At 68.8% G+C, this 24945-nt stretch carries 23 protein-coding genes; 17 read left to right on the forward strand and 6 right to left on the reverse strand.

Features of this window, described 5'->3' with window-relative positions:
- Positions 1-9: 9 nt before the first annotated feature.
- From ABAZ39_RS37365 to tldD, 4 genes are all read right to left on the reverse strand, one after another.
- Positions 10-1050 carry a YjbH domain-containing protein gene (locus ABAZ39_RS37365; RefSeq protein ID WP_257722219.1) on the reverse strand — a complete coding sequence of 347 codons (1041 nt, stop codon included), beginning with the start codon at positions 1048-1050 and terminating at the stop codon, positions 10-12.
- The gene (locus ABAZ39_RS37370; protein WP_257722220.1) at positions 950-2035 is read right to left on the reverse strand and encodes a YjbH domain-containing protein; all 1086 of its coding nucleotides are present in this window, start codon (positions 2033-2035) and stop codon (positions 950-952) included. Before ABAZ39_RS37370 ends, ABAZ39_RS37365 begins: the two co-directional genes overlap by 101 nt.
- A gap of 217 nt (positions 2036-2252) precedes the next feature.
- Entirely contained in the window at positions 2253-2777 is a 525-nt protein-coding gene (locus ABAZ39_RS04430; protein WP_038527082.1) for a glycine cleavage system transcriptional repressor, read from the reverse strand.
- A gap of 42 nt (positions 2778-2819) precedes the next feature.
- The gene (gene tldD / locus ABAZ39_RS04435; RefSeq protein WP_038527085.1) at positions 2820-4253 is read right to left on the reverse strand and encodes a metalloprotease TldD; all 1434 of its coding nucleotides are present in this window, start codon (positions 4251-4253) and stop codon (positions 2820-2822) included.
- Between the two features lie 169 nt (positions 4254-4422).
- Between tldD and ABAZ39_RS04440 the strand changes: the two genes are divergently transcribed.
- The 15 genes from ABAZ39_RS04440 (at position 4423) to ABAZ39_RS04505 (ending at position 19781) form a co-directional block, all read left to right on the forward strand.
- A complete protein-coding gene (locus ABAZ39_RS04440; protein WP_014240856.1) occupies positions 4423-5781 on the forward strand; it encodes a DUF3422 family protein in 1359 nt (452 codons plus the stop codon).
- 483 nt (positions 5782-6264) lie between these two features.
- Complete coding sequence (gene coxB, locus ABAZ39_RS04445) at positions 6265-7110, forward strand: cytochrome c oxidase subunit II (protein WP_038527090.1); 846 nt, start codon at positions 6265-6267, stop codon at positions 7108-7110.
- A 66-nt stretch (positions 7111-7176) separates the two neighbouring features.
- Positions 7177-8790, forward strand: a complete 1614-nt coding sequence (ctaD, locus tag ABAZ39_RS04450) for a cytochrome c oxidase subunit I (RefSeq protein WP_035674796.1) — start codon at positions 7177-7179, stop codon at positions 8788-8790.
- A gap of 67 nt (positions 8791-8857) precedes the next feature.
- Positions 8858-9787, forward strand: coding sequence for a heme o synthase (gene cyoE / locus ABAZ39_RS04455; protein WP_038527094.1), 930 nt, complete (start codon positions 8858-8860; stop codon positions 9785-9787).
- Positions 9784-9918 carry a cytochrome c oxidase system small membrane protein gene (locus ABAZ39_RS37375; RefSeq protein WP_014240852.1) on the forward strand — a complete coding sequence of 45 codons (135 nt, stop codon included), beginning with the start codon at positions 9784-9786 and terminating at the stop codon, positions 9916-9918. The genes cyoE and ABAZ39_RS37375 overlap by 4 nt, the downstream gene beginning before the upstream one ends.
- Before the next feature lie 44 nt (positions 9919-9962).
- A complete protein-coding gene (locus tag ABAZ39_RS04460) occupies positions 9963-10586 on the forward strand; it encodes a cytochrome c oxidase assembly protein (RefSeq protein ID WP_014240851.1) in 624 nt (207 codons plus the stop codon).
- A 59-nt stretch (positions 10587-10645) separates the two neighbouring features.
- Positions 10646-11524 (forward strand): cytochrome c oxidase subunit 3, encoded by an 879-nt coding sequence (locus tag ABAZ39_RS04465; RefSeq protein ID WP_014240850.1) that lies wholly within the window; start codon positions 10646-10648, stop codon positions 11522-11524.
- A gap of 82 nt (positions 11525-11606) precedes the next feature.
- Complete coding sequence (locus tag ABAZ39_RS04470) at positions 11607-11981, forward strand: DUF983 domain-containing protein (RefSeq protein ID WP_038527096.1); 375 nt, start codon at positions 11607-11609, stop codon at positions 11979-11981.
- Between the two features lie 2 nt (positions 11982-11983).
- Positions 11984-12736 carry an SURF1 family protein gene (locus ABAZ39_RS04475; protein ID WP_038527099.1) on the forward strand — a complete coding sequence of 251 codons (753 nt, stop codon included), beginning with the start codon at positions 11984-11986 and terminating at the stop codon, positions 12734-12736.
- A 12-nt stretch (positions 12737-12748) separates the two neighbouring features.
- A complete protein-coding gene (locus ABAZ39_RS04480; RefSeq protein WP_038530709.1) occupies positions 12749-14245 on the forward strand; it encodes a carboxypeptidase M32 in 1497 nt (498 codons plus the stop codon).
- A gap of 411 nt (positions 14246-14656) precedes the next feature.
- On the forward strand, positions 14657-15985 hold the full coding sequence (locus tag ABAZ39_RS04485; RefSeq protein ID WP_038527103.1) for a glycoside hydrolase family 5 protein: 1329 nt from the start codon (positions 14657-14659) through the stop codon (positions 15983-15985).
- A 174-nt stretch (positions 15986-16159) separates the two neighbouring features.
- The gene (thrC, locus tag ABAZ39_RS04490) at positions 16160-17572 is read left to right on the forward strand and encodes a threonine synthase (RefSeq protein ID WP_038527105.1); all 1413 of its coding nucleotides are present in this window, start codon (positions 16160-16162) and stop codon (positions 17570-17572) included.
- A complete protein-coding gene (locus ABAZ39_RS04495; RefSeq protein WP_038527108.1) occupies positions 17569-18825 on the forward strand; it encodes a M16 family metallopeptidase in 1257 nt (418 codons plus the stop codon). The genes thrC and ABAZ39_RS04495 overlap by 4 nt, the downstream gene beginning before the upstream one ends.
- 27 nt (positions 18826-18852) lie before the next feature.
- Positions 18853-19443, forward strand: a complete 591-nt coding sequence (locus tag ABAZ39_RS04500; RefSeq protein ID WP_038527111.1) for a GNAT family N-acetyltransferase — start codon at positions 18853-18855, stop codon at positions 19441-19443.
- Between the two features lie 119 nt (positions 19444-19562).
- Positions 19563-19781 (forward strand): hypothetical protein, encoded by a 219-nt coding sequence (locus tag ABAZ39_RS04505; protein ID WP_144243459.1) that lies wholly within the window; start codon positions 19563-19565, stop codon positions 19779-19781.
- A gap of 73 nt (positions 19782-19854) precedes the next feature.
- On the opposite strand, the gene ABAZ39_RS04510 is transcribed toward ABAZ39_RS04505, so the two are convergent.
- A complete protein-coding gene (locus ABAZ39_RS04510) occupies positions 19855-20430 on the reverse strand; it encodes a YqgE/AlgH family protein (protein WP_038527116.1) in 576 nt (191 codons plus the stop codon).
- A gap of 157 nt (positions 20431-20587) precedes the next feature.
- On the opposite strand from ABAZ39_RS04510, the gene ABAZ39_RS04515 reads away from it, so the two are divergent.
- Positions 20588-22672, forward strand: coding sequence for a protein-disulfide reductase DsbD family protein (locus ABAZ39_RS04515; RefSeq protein ID WP_038527119.1), 2085 nt, complete (start codon positions 20588-20590; stop codon positions 22670-22672).
- A 29-nt stretch (positions 22673-22701) separates the two neighbouring features.
- Positions 22702-23184 (forward strand): peroxiredoxin, encoded by a 483-nt coding sequence (locus ABAZ39_RS04520; RefSeq protein ID WP_038527122.1) that lies wholly within the window; start codon positions 22702-22704, stop codon positions 23182-23184.
- 171 nt (positions 23185-23355) lie between these two features.
- Here the strand turns inward: ABAZ39_RS04520 and ABAZ39_RS04525 are convergent, their stop codons facing one another.
- Positions 23356-24939 carry an AMP-binding protein gene (locus ABAZ39_RS04525; RefSeq protein WP_038527125.1) on the reverse strand — a complete coding sequence of 528 codons (1584 nt, stop codon included), beginning with the start codon at positions 24937-24939 and terminating at the stop codon, positions 23356-23358.
- Between the last annotated feature and the right edge of the window lie 6 nt (positions 24940-24945).

Genomic DNA, 24945 nt, shown 5'->3' on the forward strand with positions numbered 1-24945 from the left:
TGCCGCGGCTCAGTCCATCAGCCGCGGCCATGATCCGGTCAGGCGGCCGTAACCCGCCGTGACCGACGCGTCATACAGGGGCAATGGCTGGCGCAGCCGTTGCCCCGCGTCGCGTCCCAAGGTGCTCACCGCGGTCGCCAGCCGCCCGTCCTGCGGCCAGGAGCCTCCGGGACTGAAGGGCACCGTCAACGCGATGCCCTGCTCCAACCGCCCGCCGTAGCGGCTCTGCGCGCCCTCCGGGCCCTCGGTCCAGGTGACCTGGGCGGACAGGCGGACGCCGCCGTCAAAGGCGCGCATCAGTTCCAGCGTGCCGCCCCAATCCCCACCGAGGTAGCGGCCCAGCCGCAGCACGCCCGTCGTGGCGGCCCCCGGCGCTTCCCAATAGAGGCTGGCGTGCCCGGTGTTCCGCCCGCTTTCCGGGGCAAGGCGCAGCGCGTCGTCGGGCGGACGCTTCCAGACGCGGTTGAGGTCGACCCCGAGCGCCCAGCGCGCCGTCAGGGGGCGGTACAGCGCCTCCGCACCCACGCCGCCGAACATCTCCTCGAAATGACCGATGGACAGGCGCGTGCTCCAACTCCCGGAAGGAGCGGCGAGCCACGCCGCGTACAGCCGCTCGACCGCGGCGAGGCGGTCGGCGTAGCGCGGCAGGTCGCTGCGCACCGGCTCCGCCGCCGGGATGGCGTTGGTGTCGAGGAGGTGGAGGTTGTGGCTGACGTTCACCCGCAGCCCGCCGCTGAGAACCAGCCCGCGCAACGGTTCCGCGGTCAGCACGGTGTCGCCGTAGGTCCGCTGCACCAGCGGGGCGCTCTGTTCGAACAGGCTGGCTTCCAGGGTCGGGGTGACGGTCAGGGCGAGCCGCGCCGGCCAAGCCGGTGGAGGGCCGGCGGAGCGGTCCACGCGGGCTGTCCGCCAGATTTCCTCGGGGCTGCCGCGATGGCCGGCCGCCTGCTCAACGGCGCGACGCGACAGGGTGACGGTCGTGCCGTCCAACCCGGCGTTGCCGGTGACGACGGTGAGCCATTCGACCTCCGGCGGCCGGGACCACACCACTCGTGGGTCCAGCCACAGGGGCCGCCCGGTCGCCGTCGACCAACGCGGTGCGGGCGGGCAGCCGGTGCAGCCGGGCCAGAGCCGCGATGTCCGAGGCGGGCAGCGCGGTGTCCGGCGCAGCGGGGCGGGCGCCGACCACAGGCGGCGGCGTGAGCGCGGTGGCTTCTCCTTCCTCCTGCGGGTCGAAGCGCGCGGCGAGGCGCAGCATGGCGCGCGAACCCTGCTCGACCCCGGCGCCCAGCTCCAGCCAGTTCCAGGGACGGTAGGCCAGACCGGCGTTCAGCGGCAGGCCGGGCTGGAAGTTCGGATCGTCCTGCTGTTGGGCGCGGAAGCTGTCGGCGCTGTATTCCAGCTTGACGCTGAGCCCCTCCAGCGGCGTGTGCCACTCGACGCCGCCGAACAGGGCCGCGCGCTCCCCGGTGAACCACGCCTCCGGCCCGCGGGACGACGCCTTCGCCGGGTCGCGGTCACGCTTGAATCGCCCGCCGAGAAAGCGCAGCGGGTTGCGGACATGCCCATAGTCGCCGAGCCCACCCCAGCCGATGCCCAGGCTGAGATCGACGTTCCACCAGCGGCGCGAGGCGACCAGATACTCCCCCGCGAAGCGGCCCTTGCCGGGCAGGTCCAACCCGCCGCCGGTGACGTCCCGACCACCGACCGCCAACGCCGGCAACCAGGGACCCTCGCGCAGCAGGCGCAGCTTGACGTCCACCCCTGGCTCGCTGAGACCGTGCCAACTCGGGTAGGTGCTGTTGCGCAGGGTGACGTCCAGGCCGGGAAGGAGCTGCGCTCCGGCGAAGACATGCCGATGGAGGCCACCGAGAGCGGTCAAGCCGGCGGTGACGGAGCCGTCCGGCATGCCGCGCGCGGTCGGTGTTTGAAGCAGCCCGGCGGTTCCCCAGTCGGACAGGGTCGCCTCAAGCCCCTCCGCCCGAGCGGGCAGGGTGGCGAAGGACAGCGCCAGGGCAAGGAGAACGCGATTCACGCCATGGTGGAAATGATCGGGGATAATTCCCGATCCATGGCATTTTCATGCGTATGAATGCAACCTTTATCCCTTTCCCCTCTGGGGAGAGGGTGTCCGCGAAGCGGGCGGGTGTGGGGGATGCGCGTGGCGGAAGGTTCGGCAAAAGCTCAACCCCCTCACCCCAACCCTCTCCCCGGAGGGGAGAGGGGGCAAGCGGGCTGATGCACGAGAAGCGTTACAGCGGTTCGGCGGTGCAGGTCAGGCCCATCGTCTCCGCGGTGTTGGCGATCGCGGACAGGCAGGTGCCGGCGCGCTCCGGCGGGATCGAGACGGCAAAGCGGATGGTGTAATGCCCGCCTTCCCGTTCCGGCAGGGTCTGGGCGTCCAGCCGGACGATGTTCGCCTCGAACTGGGTGAAGATTTCCGACAAGCGGGCGATCAGGCCGGGCTGGTCGCCGCCCGACACCTCCACGCGGTGGGTGATGCGGGCGAGCGGGCCGGGGTTGGGATCGAAGTCGAAGGGCGTGACCTTGATCTGCGCGCCGGCCAGCTCCGGCAGGCTGGCCAGCCCCTCCTGCACCTCCCCGACGGGGACGCCGTCGGGGAGTTCGCAGACCGCCGAGAACTCCGCCCCGGCCCCCATCACTGCAAAGGTCGCGTCGCGCAGGTTGGCCCCCAGCCCGAACAGATGGCCGGTGACCGCCGAGACGAGACCGACGCGGTCGGGACAGAAGGTCGAAACCAGCGCGAGGGACGACACGGGCGGAACCTCCGAAGCAGGAAAGGGAAGCGGTGGCGGCGGTCAGGCCGCCGTGCCGCCCACGGTCAGGCCGTCCAGGCGCAGGGTCGGCTGGCCTACGCCCACGGGAACGCCCTGGCCGTCCTTGCCGCAGGTGCCGACGCCGGGGTCCAGCTTGGTGTCGTTGCCGATCATCGACACGCGGGTCAGGCTGTCCGGGCCGTTGCCGATCAGCGTCGCGCCCTTCACCGCCGGGCCGAGCTTGCCGTCCTCGATCAGATAGGCCTCGTTGGCGGAGAAGACGAACTTGCCGCTGGTGATGTCCACCTGCCCGCCGCCGAAGTTCTTGGCGTAGAGGCCCTTCTTGACCGACTTGATGATCTCCTCCGGCTCGTAGGCGCCGGGGCGCATCACGGTGTTGGTCATGCGCGGCATGGGGTGGCAGGCGAAGCTCTGGCGCCGCCCGTTGCCGGTCGGGCGCATCCCCATCAGTCTGGCGTTCATGCGGTCCTGCATGTAGCCGACCAGGATGCCGTCCTCGATCAGCGTCGTGCACTGGCCGGGGGTGCCCTCGTCGTCGACGGTGATCGAGCCGCGGCTGTTCTCGATGGTGCCGTCGTCCACGATGGTCACGCCGGGGGCGGCGATGCGCTGGCCCATCAGCCCGGCGAAGGCCGAGGTCTTCTTGCGGTTGAAGTCGCCCTCCAGCCCGTGGCCGATGGCCTCGTGCAGCAGGATGCCCGGCCAGCCGTTGCCGAGAACCACGGTCATCTCGCCCGCCGGGGCCGGAACGGAGGACAGGTTGACGAGCGCGGAGCGCAGCGCCTCGTCCACGAAGGCCCGCCACGTCTCCGGCTGCATGTAGTGCTCGTAGGTGACGCGCCCACCGCCGCCGTAGCCGCCCGTCTCCATGCGGTCGCCCTCGGCCACCACGACGGAGACGTTCAGCCGGACCAGCGGGCGCAGGTCGGCCACCCGCACGCCATCGGCGCGGATGATCTGCACCGCCTGCCACTCGCCGCTGATCGAGCAGGAGACCTGCCGCACCCGCGGGTCCTTGGCGCGGGCGTAGGCGTCGATCTCCGCCAGCAGCTTCACCTTCGCCTCGAAGGGGACCAGGGGCAGGGGGTTGTCCGGGATGTAGAGCGCGCGGTTGGTGCCGGCGGGCGGCTCGGCGAAGGTGCCGGCGTGCCCGGCCTGGACGGCGCGCACCGTCGCGGCGGCGCGGCGGATGGCGTCCTCAGACAGGCTGGAGGCGTGGGCGAAGCCGGTCGCCTCGTCGGCGATGCCGCGCAGGCCGAAGCCCTGGGTGGTGTCGAAGCTGGCCGCCTTGAGCTTGCCGTCGTCCCAGCCCAGCGATTCGCTCTGCGAATATTCCAAATACAGTTCGCCGTCGTCCGCCCCCCGCAGCGCGTCGGCCACCACCCCCTCGACACGGGAACGGTCCAGGCCGGCGCGGTTGAAGAACAGATCGTCGGTGACGGCAAGCGCGCTCATGGGAACTCCGGGGTATCGGTCTATCGTAGGACAACGATGCGGCACCGGCGCTCTCGCACCCGCACGCGCGATGTGGTCTAAGATCAGACTTATAGTGTGGCGACGGGCGGACCATCCGGCAAGGCTCGTCGTCCATGGGCGGATGGGGCTCGGAAGGGGAATGGCCACTATGACCGACGACGCGCTGGCGATGGGCCGCACCGGCAACGGAGACGCGCGCTCCCTGGCCCACCCCCTGAAGAACCACGCCCTGCGCGTGACCCTGACCAACGAGGTGCACACCCGCCCGCCGGAGGTCCTGTCCACCCCGGTGCGCGCCACCATGCTGGCGATGCTGTCGGGGGAGGGCGCGTCGGAGGCCGACCGGCTGCATCTGGAGAAGCTGTGCGACTGGGCCGGCGTGCCGCGCCCACCCGCCGGGGCTACCCATTACAGCGGCTCCTTCGGCAGCTTCCGCCTGAAGTGGGAGCGCCATACCGAATTCTCCACCTGGACCGTCTTCCGTCCCAACGCCGTGTCCCCGGCGAACGTGCTGGTCGATCCCTTCCTGGAACCGGCGCTGAACGCGGTGCCCAAGGAATGGTTGGCCGGGTTGCCGGGCGAGCTGATGGTCGGCGTCCATGTCGCCGTGCTCGACGCCGAATCGCCGGAGCCGTCAGCCAACATGCTGGCGGCGATGTTCGGCTCGCCGAGCTACATCGGCACGCGCATCTCCGGGAGGGCGGCGACGGCCTGGACCGACTTCCGCATCCATGGCGACGGCTTCTCGCGCATTTTGATCGCCGACCACGCGATGACCTCCAACCAGGCGGGCCGCGTCGTGCAGCGACTGCTGGAGATCGAGACCTACCGGGTGATGGCGCTGCTGGCGCTGCCGGTGGCGCGCGGCGTGCTGCCGCGCATCGGCCCGATCGAGGCCGATCTGGCCGACCTGACCACCCGCATCGCCACCCTGCGCGGCCTGGACGACGAGCGCGAGCTGCTCGACCGGCTGACCCTGCTGGCCGCCCAGACCGAGCAGATCGCGGCGGAGACCGCCTACCGCTTCGGCGCGGCGCGGGCCTACTACAATCTCGTGGAAAAGCGCATCGTCGAACTGCGCGAGATCCGCATCGAGGGGCTGCCCACGGTGGGCGAGTTCATGGACCGCCGCCTCGCCCCGGCGATCCGCACCTGCGAAGCGGTGGAATCGCGCCTGCAGGCGCTGTCCCAGCGCGTGGCCCGCGCCAGCGACCTGCTGCGCACCCGCGTGGAGATCGCCGTGGAGGGGCAGAACGCCGAGCTTCTCCTCTCCATGGATAAGCGGGCGCAGCTCCAGCTCCGCCTGCAGGAGACGGTGGAGGGGCTGTCGGTGGTGGCGATCAGCTACTACCTCGTCGGCATCGTCGGCTACGCCGCGAAAGGCGTGAAGGGACTCGGGATGAAGGTCGATCCCGACCTGCTCGTCGGGCTGATGATTCCCATCGTCATCGCCTTCGTCTGGTCCGGCGTGCGCCGAATCCGCAAGGTCATCACCAGCGGACACTGACGGCCCCGGAGCTTTTCCGTTCTAACACGGTGGTGGGTTACCGCAGCGCAAACGGCGACCGGATGGCGCCGTCCCCGCAAGGTCGCTTGCGTCCCACACCAGGGACGTGCAAGCCTAAAAACTTGATTTTCCGAGACAATTCGCTGTACCATCAAACTGCGACAGCTTGTCGCAGTGCGAAGCCGATGCGGAAACTCAACTTCTGTTTTGATGCGGGCTTGAAACCGGCATTGCGCCTATGTCCTTCGTGTAGGGACGCCTGACTTGTACCCAAGCGCAGTGCAGGGTTAAGCTCGCGCTGCGGGGACCGCGCCGCCCACAAACGGCACGATCCCTGCATAGACCGGCACCGTCGCAACGCCCGGACGCGCAACCGCCCGACAGGGGTGGAACGCACCAGGGAAACAGGGGCGAAGGCGGGTCCGGCGGGAAGGGACGACCGCCGTCCGCGACCGTGGGCGGCGGGCAACGAAGAGGGTGGGGATGAAGACGCAGACCCTGAACGCTGCCGTTCTGGCGGCGCTGACATCTTTGTGTGGATTTGCCGCGACCGGTTCCGCCGCCGAACCCCACCCCTGGCAATTGGGGCTTCAGGAGGCGGCCACCCCGGTCAAGCACGCCATGGACTCGTTCCACGACCTGCTGACGGTGATCATCGTCGCCATCGTCATTTTCGTGGCGGGGCTGCTGGGCTGGGTGGCGCTGCGCTTCAACGCCAAGAAGAACGCCGTGCCGTCCACGACCTCGCACCACACGGTGCTGGAGATCGCCTGGACGGTCATTCCGGTCATCATCCTGATCGTCATCGCGGTGCCCTCCTTCAAGCTGCTCTACCAGGCGGAGCGGGTGCCGGAGTCGGAGATGACCATCAAGGTCACCGGGCGGCAGTGGTACTGGGACTACGAGTATCCCGACCACGGCAACATCGCCTTCTCCAGCTACATGATTCAGGAGTCGGAGCTGAAGCCCGGCCAGAAGCGCTTGTTGGAGGTCGACAACCGCGTGATCCTGCCGGTCGGCACGACCGTGCGCGTGCTGGTCACCGCGGGCGACGTCATCCATTCCTGGGCGGTGCCGAGCTTCGGCGTGAAGAAGGACGCCGTGCCGGGCCGTGCCAACGAGACCTGGGTGCGGATCGAGAAGGAAGGCGTCTATTACGGCCAGTGTTCCGAGATCTGCGGCGTCAACCACGCCTTCATGCCGATCGCGGTCGAGGCCGTTTCGAAGGAGGCCTTCAACCAGTGGGTCGAGAAGGCCAAGACCGCTTACGGAACCCCCGACACCAAGCGCGACGTGGCCCAGATGCCGTCCGCCGGGGCCGTCCAGTAAGCCTCATGCTTTGGATGCAGCGGCACCTCAAAGAAAAATCATTCCGCCGACGCGAGGGTTAGAGACATGGCAAACGCCAATCCGGGGGAAGCGCAGGGACACGGCCACGGGCATGACCATGACCACCACATGCCGGGCTTTGTCGAGCGTTGGTTCTTCTCCACGAACCACAAGGACATCGGAACGCTCTACCTGATCTTCTCGGTGATCGCCGGGCTGATCGGCGGGTTGTTCTCGGTCATCATGCGGCTGGAACTTCAGTCGCCGGGTCTGCAGTTCGTCAGCGACGGGCAGGTCTGGAACGTGCTGATCACCGCGCACGGCCTGATCATGGTGTTCTTCGTGGTGATGCCGGCGCTGATCGGCGGCTTCGGCAATTGGTTCGTGCCGCTGATGATCGGCGCGCCCGACATGGCCTTCCCGCGGCTGAACAACATCAGCTTCTGGCTGATCGTCCCGGCCTTCCTGCTGCTGCTGGGCTCCGCCTTCGTGGGGCAGGGGGCCGGCACCGGCTGGACGATCTACCCGCCGCTGTCCTCGCCGCTGGGCCACAGCGGGCCGTCGGTGGACATGGCGATCTTCGCCCTTCACCTCGCCGGCGCCTCGTCGATCCTGGGTGCGGTGAACTTCATCACCACCATCTTCAACATGCGCGCGCCGGGCATGACGCTGCACAAGATGCCGCTGTTCGTCTGGGCGATGCTGGTGACCGCCTTCCTGCTGCTGCTGGCCGTGCCGGTTCTGGGCGGCGCCATCACCATGCTGCTGACCGACCGCAACTTCGGCACCAGCTTCTTCAACCCGGAGGGCGGCGGCGACCCGATCCTGTTCCAGCACCTGTTCTGGTTCTTCGGCCACCCCGAAGTCTACATCATGATCCTGCCGGCCTTCGGCATCATCAGCCACATCGTCTCGACCTTCTCGCACAAGCCGGTGTTCGGCTACCTGGGCATGGCCTACGCGATGGTCGCCATCGGCGTGGTCGGCTTCGTGGTGTGGGCGCACCACATGTACACGGTGGGGCTGGACGTCGACACCAAGGCCTACTTCACCGCCGCCACGATGATCATCGCGGTGCCGACGGGCGTGAAGATCTTCTCCTGGATCGCCACCATGTGGGGCGGGTCGATCGAGTTCAAGGTGCCGATGCTGTGGGCGCTCGGCTTCATCTTCCTGTTCACGGTCGGCGGCGTGACCGGCGTGGTGCTGGCCAACGGCGGCATGGACATCGTGCTGCACGACACCTACTACGTGGTCGCGCACTTCCACTACGTGCTGTCGCTGGGCGCGGTCTTCTCGATCTTCGCCGGCTGGTACTACTGGATCGGCAAGATGTCGGGGCGCCAGTATCCGGAGTTCTGGGGCAAGGTCCACTTCTGGACCACCTTCATCGGCGTGAACCTGGTCTTCTTCCCGCAGCATTTCCTGGGTCTGGCCGGCATGCCGCGCCGCATCCCGGATTACCCGGACGCCTACGCTGGCTGGAACATGGTTTCCTCCTTCGGGGCGTATCTCTCCTTTGCGTCCACGCTTCTCTTCGTGTGGATCGCGTACAAGACCCTGCGCAGCGGCGAGAAGGTCGAGGCCGCCTATTGGGGGCCGCAGGCCGGCACGCTGGAGTGGACCGTGAGTTCGCCCCCGCCGTTCCACGCCTTCGAGACGCTGCCGCAGGTGAAGTGACGCATCGTTCGTGACCATGACGCCGGGGGAGCCTGGGAGGCTTCCTCCGGCCGGAGGATAGTGAAGTATGACGGACCTGAGCATTGAACGGGTCTCGACAGGTCCGGTCTCCGGATCGACGCCGGGTGACTACATCGAACTGCTGAAGCCGCGGGTGATGTCGCTCGTGGTGTTCACCGGGCTGGCCGGCATCGTTCTGGCGCCCGGTCACATCCACCCCGTGCTGGCGGCGGTGGCGGTGCTGTGCATCGCGGTCGGGGCCGGTGCCTCGGGCGCCATCAACATGTGGTACGACCGCGACATCGACGCGGTGATGTCGCGCACCATCCGCCGCCCGATCCCATCGGGGCGGGTGGAGCCGGAGAACGCGCTGGCCTTCGGGGTGATCCTGGCGGCGGCGTCGGTCGTGGTGATGGGGCTGGCGGTCAACTGGGCGGCGTCGGCGCTGCTGGCGATGACCATCGGCTTCTACGTCTTCATCTACACGATGTGGCTGAAGCGGCGGACGCCGCAGAATATCGTGATCGGCGGGGCCGCCGGCGCCTTCCCGCCGATGATCGGCTGGGCGGCGGTGACGGGCGGTGTGGAGTTGCCCTCCATCCTGCTGTTCCTGCTGATCTTCCTGTGGACGCCGCCGCATTTCTGGGCGCTGGCGTTGTTCCGCAACGGCGACTACACGCGCGCCGGGGTGCCGATGATGCCGGTGGTCGCCGGTCCGGACGCGACCAAGCGGCAGATGCTGGCCTACACGCTGGTCCTGCTGCCGGTCGCGGTGGCGCCGTACTTCCTGGGCATCGGCGGTCTCGCCTATCTGATCGGGTCGAGCCTGCTGGGCGCCTTCTTCGTGCTGTGCGCGGTCCGCGTGCTGCGCGCCACCGACGACAAGCCGGCCAAGCAGATGTTCGGCTTCTCGATCCTATACCTGTTCCTGCTGTTCGCCCTGCTGATGGGCGAGCATCTGGTGAGCGGAATCCTGACGACCGGAGGCGGGGCATGACGATCATGGATGAATCATACGAGGAACGCCGCAAGCGGCTGCGCGGGCGCAACTACGCGGTCCTAGCGGCGCTGATCGGGCTGGTGGTGATGTTCTACGTCATCACGCTGGTGCGGATGGGCGGGCACTGACCACGGGACGTCAAGCTGACAAACGGCAGGGAGGAAGCGGCGCCATGAACGACCGGCGAGAAGGCGACAAAGGGCTCCGGCGGAAGAACCGCCTGTTCATGGCCGGGCTGTTCGGCCTCGTCTTCGGGATGGTCGGGCTGGCCTACGCCTCGGTGCCGCTCTACGCGCTGTTCTGTCAGGTGACCGGCTTCGGCGGCACCACCCAGCGGGCCGACGCCGCGCCCGCGCGGCAGGTCGACCGCGTCATCAAGGTCCGCTTCAACGCCGACGTCAACCAGTCGCTGCCCTGGCGCTTCAAGCCGGAGCAGAAGGAGTTGACGGTGAAGCTGGGCGAGATGGGGCTGGCCGCCTATCAGGCCGCCAACCGGACCGACCGGCCCACCGTGGGCACCGCGCTCTACAACGTCACGCCGGACAAGGTCGGCAAGTACTTCAACAAGATCGAGTGCTTCTGCTTCACCGAGCAGGTGCTGGAGCCCGGTCAGTCGGTGGACATGCCGGTGGCCTTCTTCGTCGATCCGGCCCTGGCCGACGATCCGGCGATGGAGGATGTGACCACCATCACCCTGTCCTACACCTTCTTCCGCGCCAAGGACGAGACCCAGGTGCTGGCGCAGCACGCGACGCAGGCCGCGGGTGCGAAAGGCACCGGGACCGCGGCGAACTGAAAAAAGAGACAGTCTGAACGAAGAAATCGGGCGAAACAAACCGGGGTTGGAAAGAGACGATGGCCGACATCACGCACGCGCAAATGCCGCATCCCCCAGCCTCCGCGCACGGCGCGGGCGAGGGCGCCGGCATCCCGCATCCCTACCATCTGGTGAAGCCGAGCCCGTGGCCTCTGCTGGGCGCCTTCGCAGCCGGTCTGTTCGCGACGGGCATGGTCATCTACATGCACGGCGGCGGCTGGCTGCTGGCAGCCCTCGGCTTCCTGTCCATTCTGGGCGTGATGTTCGGCTGGTGGCGCGACGTCATCAAGGAAGCGGTGCGCGAGAAGGCGCACACCCCGGTGGTGAAGATCGGCCTGCGCTACGGCATGGCGCTGTTCATCGCCTCGGAGGTGATGTTCTTCGCCGCCTTCTTCTGGGCCTTCTACGACGCGGCGCTCTACCCGAAGGTGTTCGCCGAGAACCCGCACGGCGTCTGGCCGCCGCCGAACATCACGGTGCTGGAAACCTTCCACCTGCCGCTGATGATGACGCTGATCCTGCTGCTGTCGGGCGTCACCGTCACCTGGGCGCACCACGCCATCCTTGAGGGCCGCAACAAGGAGGCGTCGCGCGCGCTGGGCCTGACCGTCCTGCTGGGGGTGATGTTCACCTTCTTCCAGGGCTGGGAATACGCCCACGCCGCTTTCGGCTTCAAGCAGGGCATCTACCCGTCGACCTTCTACATGGCGACCGGTTTCCACGGCTTCCACGTCATCATCGGGACCATCTTCCTGGCGGTCTGCTGGTTCCGCACCATGAAGGGCCACTTCACCCCGCGGAGCCATTTCGGCTTCGAGGCGGCGGCCTGGTACTGGCACTTTGTGGACGTGGTCTGGCTGTTCCTGTTCGTGTCGATCTACTGGTGGGGGTCGTTGGGCGCCGCCAGCGGCCACTGATCGATCCCCCCTGTCGCCTTGCGAAGCCCTTCTCCTCCACCGGGGGAGAGGGGCTTCCCGTTCCTGGAAGGAGGCGGATCATTTGAGCACGTACTACACCAGCCCATCGCCCCTGACCGCCGGCCTGCGTTGCGCCTGCCCGCGCTGCGGACGGGGCAAGCTGTTCGACGGCTACCTGACGGTCAACGAGCGCTGTTCGGTGTGCAACCTGAACCTCGCCCGGCAGGACAGCGGTGACGGGCCGGCGGTGTTCCTGATCTTCATCCTGGGTTTCCTGGTCGTGCCGGTGGCGTTGTGGGTGTCGATGTCGGTGGACTGGCCGCTGTGGCTGCACGCCGTCGTCTGGAGCATCGTCGTGCTCGGGCTGGCGCTCGGCATGCTGCGCCCGGCCAAGGCCTATGTGGTGGCGCTGCAGTACCGCCACCGCCGCAACGAGCTGGAGGACCCGGACGAGTGACCATGACCGCCGCCGTCGAACCCCGCCGCTTCCGTCCCTCGCTGTGGGCGACGCTGATCACCGTACCCGCCGTGCTGGTCATGCTGGGGCTGGGCACGTGGCAGATGCAGCGGCTGGAGTGGAAGGAGGATCTGGTCCGCCGGGTGGAGCAGCGGCTGCACGCGCCCCCGATCCCGCTGCCCTCCACCATTACCGATCCGGAGGCGCTGGAGTTCCGTCCGGTGACCGTCAGCGGGCGCTTTCTGAACGACAAGGAGATGCTGCTGGTCGCCAGGCCCCGGCAGGGGCAGGCGGGTTACGAACTGCTGACCCCGTTGCAGCGCCCGGCGGAGGAGGGCGGCGGCGTGGTGCTGGTCAACCGCGGCTTCCTGCCCATGGACAAGCGCGCCCCCGCCAGCCGTCCGGAGAGCCGGGTGGAGGGGCCGGTGACCGTCACCGGTCTGGTCCGCCTGCCGCAACCCGCCGGCTGGCTCCAACCGGGCAACCGGCCGGGGGCGGAGTCCTGGATGCGGCTGGACCCGCCGGCCATGGCGGCCTCCGCCGGGCTGGAGACGGTCGCCCCGCTGGTGGTCGAGATGACCCCCGACCCGGCACGGGGCAACGCACCGCAGACTGGAATGCTGAACGGGATTCAGCCCCTGGTCGAGCTGCCCAACAACCATAGGCAATACGCGTTCACCTGGTATAGCCTCGCCGCGACGCTGATCGTCGTCTATGTGCTGTCCCAACGCCGGAGGACCGGTCCGGCATCCTAGGAGTTGCGCTTCATGACCGCTGCTTATCGGGAGTTGGAACGCCGTTTCGCCCGCATCGCCGCCATCGGCGACGCCCTGGGCATCCTGAGCTGGGACAGCCAGACCATGATGCCCGACGGCTCCAGCGACGGGCGGGCCGAGCAGACCGCCACCCTGACCGTGCTCGCCCACGAGCTGCAAACCGACCCCCGCGTGGCCGACTGGCTGGCGGAGGCCGAGGGGGCGGGCGGTCTGGACGATTGGCAGGCGGCCAACCTGCGGGAGATGCGGCGCACCCACCGCCACGCCACCGCCGTTCCCGGCGACCTGATCGAGGCGACCAGCAAGGCGATCTCGGCCTGCGAGATGACGTGGCGCAGCGCGCGGGCGGAAAGCGACTTCGCCAAGCTGCTGCCCAGCCTGTCGGAGGTGCTGCGCCGCGTGCGGGAGTGCGGCGAGGCCAAGGCGGCGGCCATGGGCCTGTCGCCCTACGACGCCATGCTGGACGAGCACGATCCCGGCGCCCGCTCCGAGCGGATCGACGCCTTGTTCGCCGGTCTGGCGGGCTTCCTGCCGGAGCTGATCGGGCGCGTCCTCGACCGGCAGGCCGCCGAACCGGCGCCGCTGCGGCCCGTGGGGCCGTTCGCCGTCGCCAGCCAGAAGGCGCTGGGCGAGCGGCTGATGCGGGCGGCGGGCTTCGACTTCACCCGCGGGCGGCTGGACGTGTCGCTGCATCCCTTCTGCGGCGGCGCCACCGGCGACGTGCGCATCACCACCCGCTACGACGAGGACGACTTCACCAAGGCCCTGATGGGGGTGATGCACGAGACGGGCCACGCCCTCTACGAGCAGGGCCGCCCGCGCGACTGGTTGAGCCAGCCGGTCGGGCTGGCCCGCGGCATGGCGGTGCATGAGAGCCAGTCGCTGATCGTGGAGATGCAGGCCTGCCGCTCGCCGAAGTTCCTGTGCTGGCTGGCCCCGGTCGCGCAGGAGGCGTTCGGCGGCACCGGCCCGGCCTGGGAGCCCGACAATCTGCGCCGCCTCTACAGCCGGGTGGAGCGCGGCTTCATCCGCGTGGACGCCGATGAGGTGACCTACCCGGCGCACATCATCCTGCGCTACCGGCTGGAGAAGGCGTTGATCGCAGGCGATCTGGCGCTGGCCGACCTGCCGGGCGCCTGGAACGACGGCATGAGGGAGTTGGTCGGGGTGGTGCCGCCGAACGACCGGCTGGGCTGTCTTCAGGACATCCACTGGCCGTCCGGCGCCTGGGGCTACTTCCCCAGCTACACGCTGGGCGCCATGACCGCCGCCCAGCTGTTCGAGGCCGCGGCGACGGCCGATCCGTACATCCGCCCGGCGCTGGCGCGCGGCGACCTTGGGCCGCTGGTGGCGTGGCTGGGCGTGAACGTGCACGGGAAGGGGTGCCTGTACGCGTCCGGCGACGAGTTGCTGACCGCGGCCACCGGGCGGCCGCTGGATGCGGCGGTGTTCCGGCGGCATCTGGAGAGCCGGTATCTGGGCGCTTGAGCGGAGTCTTGCCCCCACCCCGGCCCTCCCCCGCTGCGCAGGGGAGGGGACTTTTTCTCCCTCCCCTGCGCAGCGGGGGAGGGCCGGGGTGGGGGCATGGGTTTCGCCGAAGCATGTTCGCAGCAGCGGAAAATCCCCAAAATCCACTGAACGCAAAAGGCTGACCCGTAACCCTCCTTCGTTCCTATGCACCGCTTCGCGCTTTTAAGCAATCAATCCGAAAAACAGCTTCAAAACAGCGCAAGCACTCGACGTGTCCTTATTGTCTAAAATATCTTCAAAATCCGCTCTTCCGGACATGGTCACACATGCCTTGGATTGCCGGAATTAAGCGACATTCCTGGCAATATTTCGTTAACCATAAACCGCCAGCTTCCGGCCCAACGCGAATGGCAACGAGGGCTGAGCACAATGGGCATCGCCAAGGGCTTCCTGCACACGGACGGCAACCAGATCGTCGATTCGTCGGGTCAGAACGTCAAGCTGACCGGCGTCAACTGGTTCGGCGGCGAGGGCTTCGTCTTCAACCCCAACGGCATGGACATGCGCGGGTACTGGGGGATGATGGAGCAGATGAAGGAGATGGGCTTCAACACCATCCGCCTGCCGTGGAGCGACGCGGCTCTGGACGCCGACCGGGCGACGGGCATCGACACCTCCAAGAATCCCGACCTCGCGAACAAGTCCCCGCTTGAGGTCATGGACAAGGTGATCGACTACGCCGGGCGCATCGGCATGAAGGTCATCCTCGACCACCACCGCTCCAGCGACGGTGCGTCGGCCAACGAGAACGGCCTGTGGTACGACGACAAGTACCCGGAGTCGAAGATGATCGAAAACTGGAAGATGCTGGCCGAGCGCTACAAGGGCAACGACACCGTCGTCGGCGCCGACCTGCACAACGAGCCGCACGGGCAGGCGACCTGGGGCGGCGGCGACAAGGCCACCGACTGGGCCTGGGCCGCGGAGCGCATCGGCAACGAGATCCAGTCCGTGAACAAGGATTGGCTGCTGCTGGTCGAGGGCGTCGAAATCCACGAGAACCAGTGGGAGTGGTGGGGCGGCAACCTGCGCGGCGCCAAGGACCGCCCGATCGAGTTCGACAATCCGGGCAAGCTGGTCTACTCGGTCCACTCCTACGGCCCGTCCATCCATGAGATGGAGTGGTTCAAGGCCAGCGACTACCCGAACAACCTGCCGGGCCAGTACACCGACAACTGGGGCTGGCTGCTGAAGGAAGACAAGGCGCCGGTGCTGGTCGGCGAGTTCGGCGGCAAGCTGGAGACCGATCAGGACAAGGCCTACATGGCCAAGCTGATCGACTACATGAACGGCGACCTGGACGGCAACGGCACCAACGACCTCGGCGCCGGCAAGGAAGGGGCGAGCTGGACCTACTGGTCGTGGAACCCGAACTCGGGCGACACCGGCGGCATCCTGAAGGACGATTGGCAGACGGTCGACCAGACCAAGTACAACGCCATCAAGGAAGGCCTGTTCGACGGCGGCGGCAGCCCGGCCAAGGCCGCCTGGGCACCGGCCAAGGCGCAAGCTCTGGGTGAGGGCGACATCAACGTCCTGTCCCACACGGTGACCCAGCCGCAGGCGGCGGATCACAGCACCGCCGCCTCGGTGAACGCCGCGCTCGCCGCCCAGACGGTGGAGCTTCCGCCGGTCGACGCCGCGCACGATCCGTCGGCGCTGCATCACGACCCGCTGGACGTCCACACCGGCGCCTGATCGGAGGACAGCATTCCACCGTCCCTCTCCCGGGGCGGGAGAGGGACGGTGGAATGCAACGCACCCGGAACCCGCCGCTTGCGCCGCGTGTGGGAGGGCGCTAACTATGCCCGTTCCACAAGAGTCGCCGGCCCGCCACAGCGTCGGCCACCTTCAGGCGTCGGAGAGTGTGCGTTGAAGTACGTCAGCACGCGGGGCCAGGCCCCGGTCCTGGGTTTCGAAGAAGTCCTTCTGGCCGGTCTCGCGCGTGACGGCGGCCTCTATGTCCCGGAAAGCTGGCCGCAGTTCTCGGCCGACGAGATCCGCGCGATGCGCGGGCTTCCCTACAGCGAGATCGCCGTGCGCGTCATGCTGCCCTTCCTGGGCGGCGCCATCGCCGAGGACGACTTCCGCGCCATCGTGAAGGACGCCTACGCCAGCTTCGACCACGCCGCGGTGGTGCCGCTGGTGCAGCTCGACCAGCGCACCTGGGTGATGGAGCTGTTCCACGGTCCGACGCTGGCCTTCAAGGACGTGGCGCTGCAACTGCTCGGCCGCCTGTTCGACCATGTGCTGGCCAAGCGCGGCGAGCGGGTGACCATCGTCGGCGCCACCTCGGGCGACACCGGCTCCGCCGCCATCGAGGCGTGCCGCGACCGCCAAAACGTGGACATCTTCATCCTGCACCCGAAGGGCCGCACGTCGGAGGTGCAGCGCCGCCAGATGACCAGCGTCCTGTCGGACAACGTGCACAACATCGCGCTGCACGGCACCTTCGACGACTGCCAGGATCTGGTGAAGGCGCTGTTCAACGACATGGCCTTCCGCGACAAGATGGGCCTGTCGGCGGTGAACTCGATCAACTGGGCGCGCATCATGGCCCAGATCGTCTATTACTTCGCCGCCGCGGTGGCGCTGGGCGCGCCTGACCGCAAAGTGGCCTTCACCGTCCCCACCGGCAATTTCGGCAACGTCTACGCCGCCTACGGCGCGCGGGCGATGGGCCTGCCGGTTGAGCGGCTGATCGTGGGCTCCAACGCCAACGACATCCTGGCGCGCTTTTTTGCCAGCGGCACCATGTCGGCGGCTCCGGTCGTGCCCACATTGAGTCCCAGCATGGACATCCAGATCTCCTCCAACTTCGAGCGGCTGCTGTTCGATCTGCTGGGCCGCGACGGCGCCGCCGTGCAGGCCGCCATGGACGGCTTCCGCGCGGAGGGCAAGTTCGCCGTCACCGACGCGCAGCTGGCCGAGGCGCACGCGATCTTCGCCGCGGGCCGCGCCGACGACGCCCGGACCATGGACGTCATCAAGGAGGTCTGGGAGAAGACCGGCGGCTATCAGGTCGATCCGCACACCGCCGTCGGCATCCATTCCGCGGCGACCGCCCCGGTCGATCCGTCGGTGCCGGTGGTCGTGATGGCGACCGCCCACCCGGCCAAGTTCCCCGACGCGGTGGAGACGGCCACCGGCCGGCGCCCGGTCCTGCCGCCGCGCCTTGCCGACCTCTACGAGCGGGAGGAGCGGCTGTCCGAGCTGCCCAACGACGTGGCGGCGGTCCAGGACTTCGTCGTCGCCCGCGCCCGCGCCGCCAAGGAGGCCGCATGAGCATCCGCGTGACCACGCTGCCGAACGGGCTGCGCGTCGCCACCGACACGATGCCCGGCGTGCAGTCGGTCTCGCTCGGCTGCTGGGTCGGGGTCGGCACGCGCAACGAGTCCGCGAGCGTCAACGGCGTGGCGCATCTCGTCGAGCATATGCTGTTCAAGGGCACCGAGCGGCGCTCCGCCTTCCGTATCTCCGAAGAGATCGAGAATGTCGGCGGCCAGCTCAACGCCTACACGACGCGCGAGCAGACGGCCTATTACGCCAAGGTCCTGCACGAGGACACGGCGCTGGCGCTCGACCTCATCGCCGACATGCTCCAGAACTCGGTCCTCGACAGCGAGGAGCTGGTCCGGGAGCGCACGGTGGTGCTTCAGGAGATCGGCCAGTCCGCCGACACCCCCGACGACATCATCTTCGACCATTTCCAGTCCACCGCCTATCCGGGGCAGGCGCTGGGACGCCCTGTCCTGGGATCGGCGGAGATCGTCGGCGCCCTGTCGCGGCCGGCGCTGGTCGATTACATCGACGGCCATTACGGCGCTCCGGGCATCGTCCTGGCCGCCGCCGGGCGGCTGGAGCACGATCGGCTGGTCGACATGGCCCTGTCGGCCTTCGACGGGCTGTCCTCCCGTCCGGCGCCGGAGTCCGAGGACGCGCAGTACACCGGCGGCGACTTCCGCGAGGCGCGGGACCTGGAGCAGATGCACCTCGTGCTGGGCTTCGACGGGGTGGGGGTGCACGACCCGGACTATTACGCCCATTCGGTGATGTCGACGCTGCTCGGCGGCGGCATGTCCTCGCGCCTCTTCCAGGAGGTGCGGGAGAAGCGCGGGCTGGTCTATTCCATCTACACCTTCTCCGGCGCCTACCGCGACGGCGGGCTGTTCGGCGTCTACGCCGGCACCGGCGAGGACGAGGTGGCGGAACTGGTCCCGGTCGTCTGCGACGAGCTGATGCGGGTGACCGAGGACGTGACCGAGGAGGAGGTGGCCCGCGCCGCCGCCCAGCTCCGCGCCGGCACGCTGATGGCTCTGGAAAGCTCCATGTCGCGCTGCGAGCAGCTCGGCCAGCAGCTTCTGGTCTACGGACGCCCGGTGCCGGTGGAGGAGATCGTCGAGAAGATCGGGGCGGTCGACCGCGAGTCCATCGTCCGCGTCGCCCGGCGCCTGCGCGAAAGCCGCCCAACCGTGGCGGCGCTCGGCCCGATCGGACGGCTGGAGGAGTATGACCGCATCGCCGCGCGGTTCCGGTAAGGGACGCGCCAGGGTGGGAGGGGCAGCATGATCCGCCTGCTCGGCGGTGGTCTCATCAGCCCGCCGGCGGTCCGGCTCGACGGGCCGATCTGCTACATCCGCCCGCCACTGCCGCGGGACTGGCGGGAATGGGCCGACCTGCGGGCGGACTCCCGCGCTTTCCTGACTCCCTGGGAGCCGACCTGGCCGGCGGACGCCCTGACCCGCGCCGCCTTCGGGCGGCGGTTGCGGCGGCAGGCGCAGGAGTGGCGCGACGACCAGGGCTACAGCTTCCTCGTCTACGACCGCGCGACCGACCGGCTGGTCGGCGGGCTGGGGCTGACCAACCTGCGGCGCGGCGTGGCCCAGATGGCGACGCTCGGCTACTGGGTGGGGCAGCCCTACGCGCGCAACGGCTACATGTCCGGTGCCACCCGGCTGGTGCTGGATTTCGCCTTCGGGCAGTTGGGGCTGCACCGGGTCGAGGCCGCCTGCCTGCCGACCAACGCGCCCAGCCGCGGCCTGCTGGAAAAGGTCGGCTTCACCCACGAAGGCTACGCGCGCGGCTATCTGCGCATCGACGGGGTGTGGCGGGACCATGTCCTCTACGCCATCCTGCGCGAGGAGTGGCGGGGCTAGCCCGTCCGGTCGGGGTGCCCGCCTCCAAAATCCCAAGACGTCGTTCCGGCCAGCTTAACCCGCGGTTAAGGGAGCGGGCGCAGGCTGACGGCATGTCCTTCGCATCGCATGAGGCGGATATGTCGTCGAACCCAACCTATCCGAACGCAACTTGGACGAAAGAAGACTCCCTGACTTACGCCGTCGAGCTGGACGGGCGCCGCGTCGATCTGCGCTATGAGGCGTCGGGGTTTCAGAGCGGCTGGGCGGTCTACGCCGGTGACGAGTTGGTCGAACGCTGCAGCGAGCTGATGCAGGCCCGCGGCCTCGCCCTGGCGATCGCCAGCAAGGGTCCGTGAAACAAAAGTTTTGAGGTGAGGTCCCGCCGCTTGTGGTGCGGCGGGTCGTGCTCGTGATCGGGAGGGGACGCCGTTAGGCGTGCCCGGCCTCCGCCGACAGCATGGACAGGCTGACGCCGAGCTTGGCGATCGAGCGCTCCCACTTGGTGTCCAGTTCGGGATCGAACAGCAGCGTCTCGTCGCAGGGCACGTTCAGCCAGCCGTTAGCCTGGATTTCCGCGTCCAACTGCCCCGGCCCCCAGCCGGCGTAGCCGAGCAGCAGGATGTTGCGGCGCGGCCCGCGGTTTTCGGAAATGGCGCGCAGGATGTCGATGGTCGCGGTCAGCGCCACCTCGTCGTCCACCACCAGCGTGCCGTCCCGCACGTAATCGGTCGAATGCAGGACGAATCCGCGCCCGGACTCCACAGGCCCGCCATAATGGACGGGCATGTTGGCGATCGGCTCCTGGATTTCGATCTCGAGCTGCTCCAGCAAATCCTCGAAGGTGACCGACCCGAACAGACGATTGACGACGAGGCCCATGGCGCCGTCTTCGTTGTGGGCGCACATATAGATCACGGTCCGCTGAAAACGCGGGTCCGTCATGCCCGGCATGGCGATCAGCAACTGGCCGGTCAGATAGTCCGAGGACTTGGTCAGGTGCGGCATGGGCGCTATCCTTGTGTCGGGGGACGGGCGGACCGCTGGGCGGCCACCCGAAGCCGTCTTCGCCCGAGTGTGACAGCACGGGCCAAGCTTTGTCATCCATATACAGCCGCGGCCGATGGGCGGCCCGCTGCGTCTTGATATGAGAACAGTCGGTGCGATGAAAAGGTTTGTTCCGTTCCTGCTCGCCATCCTGGCCTTGGCCGCACCCGGAATGGGGAGGGCGGAGACCGGCTCCTGGGTCAAGTCCGGCCCGGTGGAGGCGCGGCTCGTCGCGTCGGTGCAGGGGGTGGGCGATCTCGCCAAAATCCCCCTGGGGCTGGAGGTTCGGCTGGAGCCCGGCTGGAAGACCTATTGGCGCACCCCGGGCGATGCCGGCTTCGCGCCGCGGCTGGACTGGTCGGAGTCGCGGAACCTCAAGGCGACGGAACTGATCTACCCGGCGCCGCACCGCTTCACCGTTCTGGGCTTCGAGACGGCGGGCTACGACGCGGAGGTGCTGTTCCCCATCGCCGCCACACCGGCGGAGCCGGGCAAGCCGCTCGACCTCGCGCTGAAGGCGGAGTTGCTGGTCTGCTCGACCATCTGCGTGCCGGAGATGGTGGCGCTGTCCCTGTCCATCCCCGAGGGGCCGGCGACGCCGGGGCCGTCGGCCAACGACATCGCCCGCGCCCAGTCCCTGGTGCCCGGCGACGGGCGGGCGTCGGGCCTGACCGTCACGGCGGTGCGCGGCCAGGGCGCCGTGCTGGAGGTGGAGGTCACCGCCCGCGAGCCGATGGTCGCCCCCGACGTGTTCGTGGAGACCGACCCGCCGGTGACCTTCGCCGCACCCAAGAGCCAATTTCTCGATGGCGACCGGCGCGCGATCCTGCGGATGGACGCGACCGACCCGACGCCCGGCCTGGACCTCGCCGGACGGGCGATGACGCTGACCGTGGTGGACGGCAACCGGTCCGTGGAGGCTCCGGCGACCGCTGCGGCGGGGCTGGGCGGAGGTGCCGGGGCGGCTCCGGCGGGGCTGCTGGCCATGCTGGGCGTCGCCCTGCTGGGCGGGCTGATCCTGAACCTGATGCCCTGCGTGCTGCCGGTGCTGTCGCTGAAGCTGCTGTCCATCGTCCAGCATGGCGGACGGGCGCCCGCGGCGGTGCGCGCCGGCTTCCTGGCCTCGGCGGCGGGCATCCTGACCTCCTTTCTGATCCTCGCCGGGGCGCTGGTCGCGGTGAAGGCGGCGGGCGGGGCGGTGGGCTGGGGCATCCAGTTCCAGCAGCCGCTGTTCCTCGTCTTCATGGTCGTGCTGGTGACCCTGTTCGCCGCCAACCTGTGGGGCCTGTTCGAGCTTCCGTTGCCGCGCGCCGTCGCCGACCGGCTGGGCGGGCCGGAGGGGCAGGGGCTGGGTGGACAGTTCGCCACGGGCGCCTTCGCCACGCTGCTCGCCACGCCTTGCTCCGCGCCCTTCCTGGGGACGGCGGTGGGCTTCGCGCTGGCCCGCGGGGCGCTGGAGGTTTTCGCCATCTTCGCCGCGCTGGGCGTCGGGCTGGCGCTGCCCTATCTGCTGATCGCCGCCTTCCCGCGCGCCGCGCGCCTGCTGCCGCGTCCGGGGCGCTGGATGGTGGCGTTGCGCCGGGTGCTGGGCGGGGCGCTGGCCCTGACCGCGCTCTGGCTGCTGTCGGTTTTGGTCGTCCAGGTCGGCGAGGTGCCGGCGCTGGCCGTCGCCGTGCTGATGGGCGGGCTGGTCGCCTCGTTGTGGCTGGGCCGCCGGCTGGCGGAGACGGCGCGCTGGGCCGGGGCGGCGCTGGCCGGGCTGCTGGCCGTGGTGGCCTTCGCCGTTCCCGCCGTCTTCGGTCCCTCCGCCGGGGCGGCTCCGGTGGCCGAAAGTACGGCGGCGCGCTGGACCGTCTTCGACGAGGCGGCGATCCGCGAGCAGGTGGCCGCCGGGCGCACCGTCTTCGTGGACGTCACCGCCGACTGGTGCATCACCTGCCAGGCCAACAAGAAGCTGGTGCTGAACCGCGGCACCGTCGCGCAACGGCTGGAGGACGCCGGGACGGTGACCGCCATGCGCGCCGACTGGACCCGACCGGACGAGAGCATTGCCCGCTATCTTGCCCGACACGGCCGCTATGGTATTCCCTTCAACATCGTCTATGGTCCGGGGGCTCCGGAGGGCATCGCGCTTCCGGAACTGCTGACCGAGGGCGCCGTCCTCGACGCGCTCGACCGGGCGTCCGGCAAGATCAAAAGCTGAAGCACAAAAAATTTGGGAGTTCAGGAGACATGACCATTCAAGTGGGCGACGCCATCCCGTCCGTCACGCTGAAGCATCTGACCGACAACGGGATGCAGGACGTCACCACCGACGCGCTGTTCAAGGGCAAGACGGTGGTGCTGTTCTCCGTGCCGGGCGCCTTCACCCCGACCTGCTCCGCCAAGCATCTGCCGGGCTTCGTCCAGAAGGCCGAGGACCTGAAGGCCAAGGGCGTGGACGACATCGTCTGCCTCGCCGTCAACGACCCCTTCGTGATGCGCGCCTGGGGCGAGAAGAACGGAGTCGGCGGCAAGGTCACCATGCTGCCGGACGGCAACGCCGCGCTGACCCAGGCGTTGGGCCTGACGATGGACGGCACGGGCTACGGCCTCGGCCTGCGTGGCCAGCGCTTCGCCCTGGTCGCCAAGGACGGCAAGGTCACCCACCTCGCCGTGGAGAAGCCGGGCCAGTTCGAGGTGTCCTCGGCCGAAGCGGTGCTGGGCGCGCTGTAAGGGGAGCAGAGCAACCCGGGGGCGTCATTATAAACCCTCTCCCCTCTGGGGAGAGGGTGGCCCGAAGGGCCGGTGAGGGGGGTGCGCTTGTACTGGACGTTCCGCCACGCGCACCCCCCTCACCCTGACCCTCTCCCCAGAGGGGAGAGGGAATTGTGCGCAGGTTCTCGTTCAAGTCGCCTTCGTGCGGTCCCAGGTGGTGTCGGCCACGCCGCGCTCGCGAAGCTTCGCCTTCTGCACCTTGGCGGTCGGCGTCTTGGGGAAGGCGTCCACGATGTCGATATAGCGGGGCTGGGCGTAGCGCGGCAGTTCACGCTCGGCGTAGGCCGCCACGGCCTCCGGCGTCAGGGTGGCGCCCGGTGCGGCGACCAGCGCGACCATGATCTCGTCCTCCGCCCCTGGAATGCCCGCCGGCACGGCGTAGGCGGCGACCTCCGCCACGCCCTCGAGCCGCGACAGCACCGTCTCCACCTCGTAGGACGAGACGTTCTCGCCGCGGCGGCGGATGCAGTCCTTGATGCGGTCGACGAAGGTGACGTAGCCCTCCGCGTCCATCACCGCGGCGTCGCCGGTGTGGAACCACAGGTTTCGCCACGCCTCAACCGTCTTGTCGGGCATCCGGTGATAGCCGGACAGGAAGCCGAAGGCGGCCTTCGGGCGCACCATGACCTCGCCGACCTGACCGCGCGGCACCGGGATGTCGGTCTGCGGGTCGCGGATCTCCACCTCGAAGTAGCGGTCGTAGACCTTGCCGCAGGTGCCGGGGCGCGGCTTGCCCATCTCGGCGTAGAGCGGGATGTTCACCTCGGTCATGCCGTAAAGGCTGATGACGTCGCGGACGCCGAAGCGCTCGCGCAGCACCCGTTCGGTGTCCGCCGGGTTGGGGGCGGCGCCGACGAGGCGCAGGGGGTGGTCCCGGTCGTCCGGGCGCGGCGGCTGGGCCACCACGAAGGCGGTGACGGCGCCCAGCGAGTTGGTCACCGTGCAGCCGTGGCGCCGGATGTCGTCCAGCCAAGCCGACGCGCTGAACCGCTCGCGCAGCACCGCCGACCCGCCGGAGATCATCGCGGCGTAAAGCTGCATGTACAGCCCGTTGGCGTGGAACAGCGGCAGGCAGATGTAGAAGCGGTCCTCGTCGGTCAGCGCGAAATTGTCGATGGAGCCCAGCCCGAACAGGAAGCCGTGGCCGTGCGGCATCAGCACGCCCTTCGACAGGCCGGTCGTGCCCGACGTGTACATGATGCAGGCGTCGTCGCCGGCGCGGGGCAGGGGGCCGTCGTAGGGGGCGGCGTCGCGCCAGCTCTCCAGCGCCGTGTGCGGCGATCCTTGGGCGGCGCCGGGCACCACCAGCCCACGCAGCGCGGTCAGGCGTGGCGTGATGTCGGTGATGCGGTCGGCCAGGGCGGCGTCGACCACCGCCAGGGCGGCCCCGGCGTTCTCCAGCTGGTGCTCCAGGAAGCCGCCCTTCAGCTCGGTGTTCAGCGCGACCATGACGGCGCCCAGCCGTCCCAGCCCCAGCCACACGCGCACGAAGTCCAGCCCGTTCGGCAGCATCACCGCCACCGTGTCGCCCGGCTTCACACCCAGCCCGGCGAAGAAGCCGGCCACGCGGCCCGCCTGCTCCTGCGCCTCGGCGTAGGTCAGGGACTCGCCGCCAATCATCGTGACGAAGGTCTTGCCGCCGCGTTCGGCGGCCTGATGGGCCAGCACCTCGGGCAGCACCCAGCGGGCTTCGTTCCGCAAATGCGGATACATCTCGGT

Source organism: Azospirillum argentinense (assembly GCF_000632475.1).
Taxonomy (GTDB): domain Bacteria; phylum Pseudomonadota; class Alphaproteobacteria; order Azospirillales; family Azospirillaceae; genus Azospirillum; species Azospirillum baldaniorum.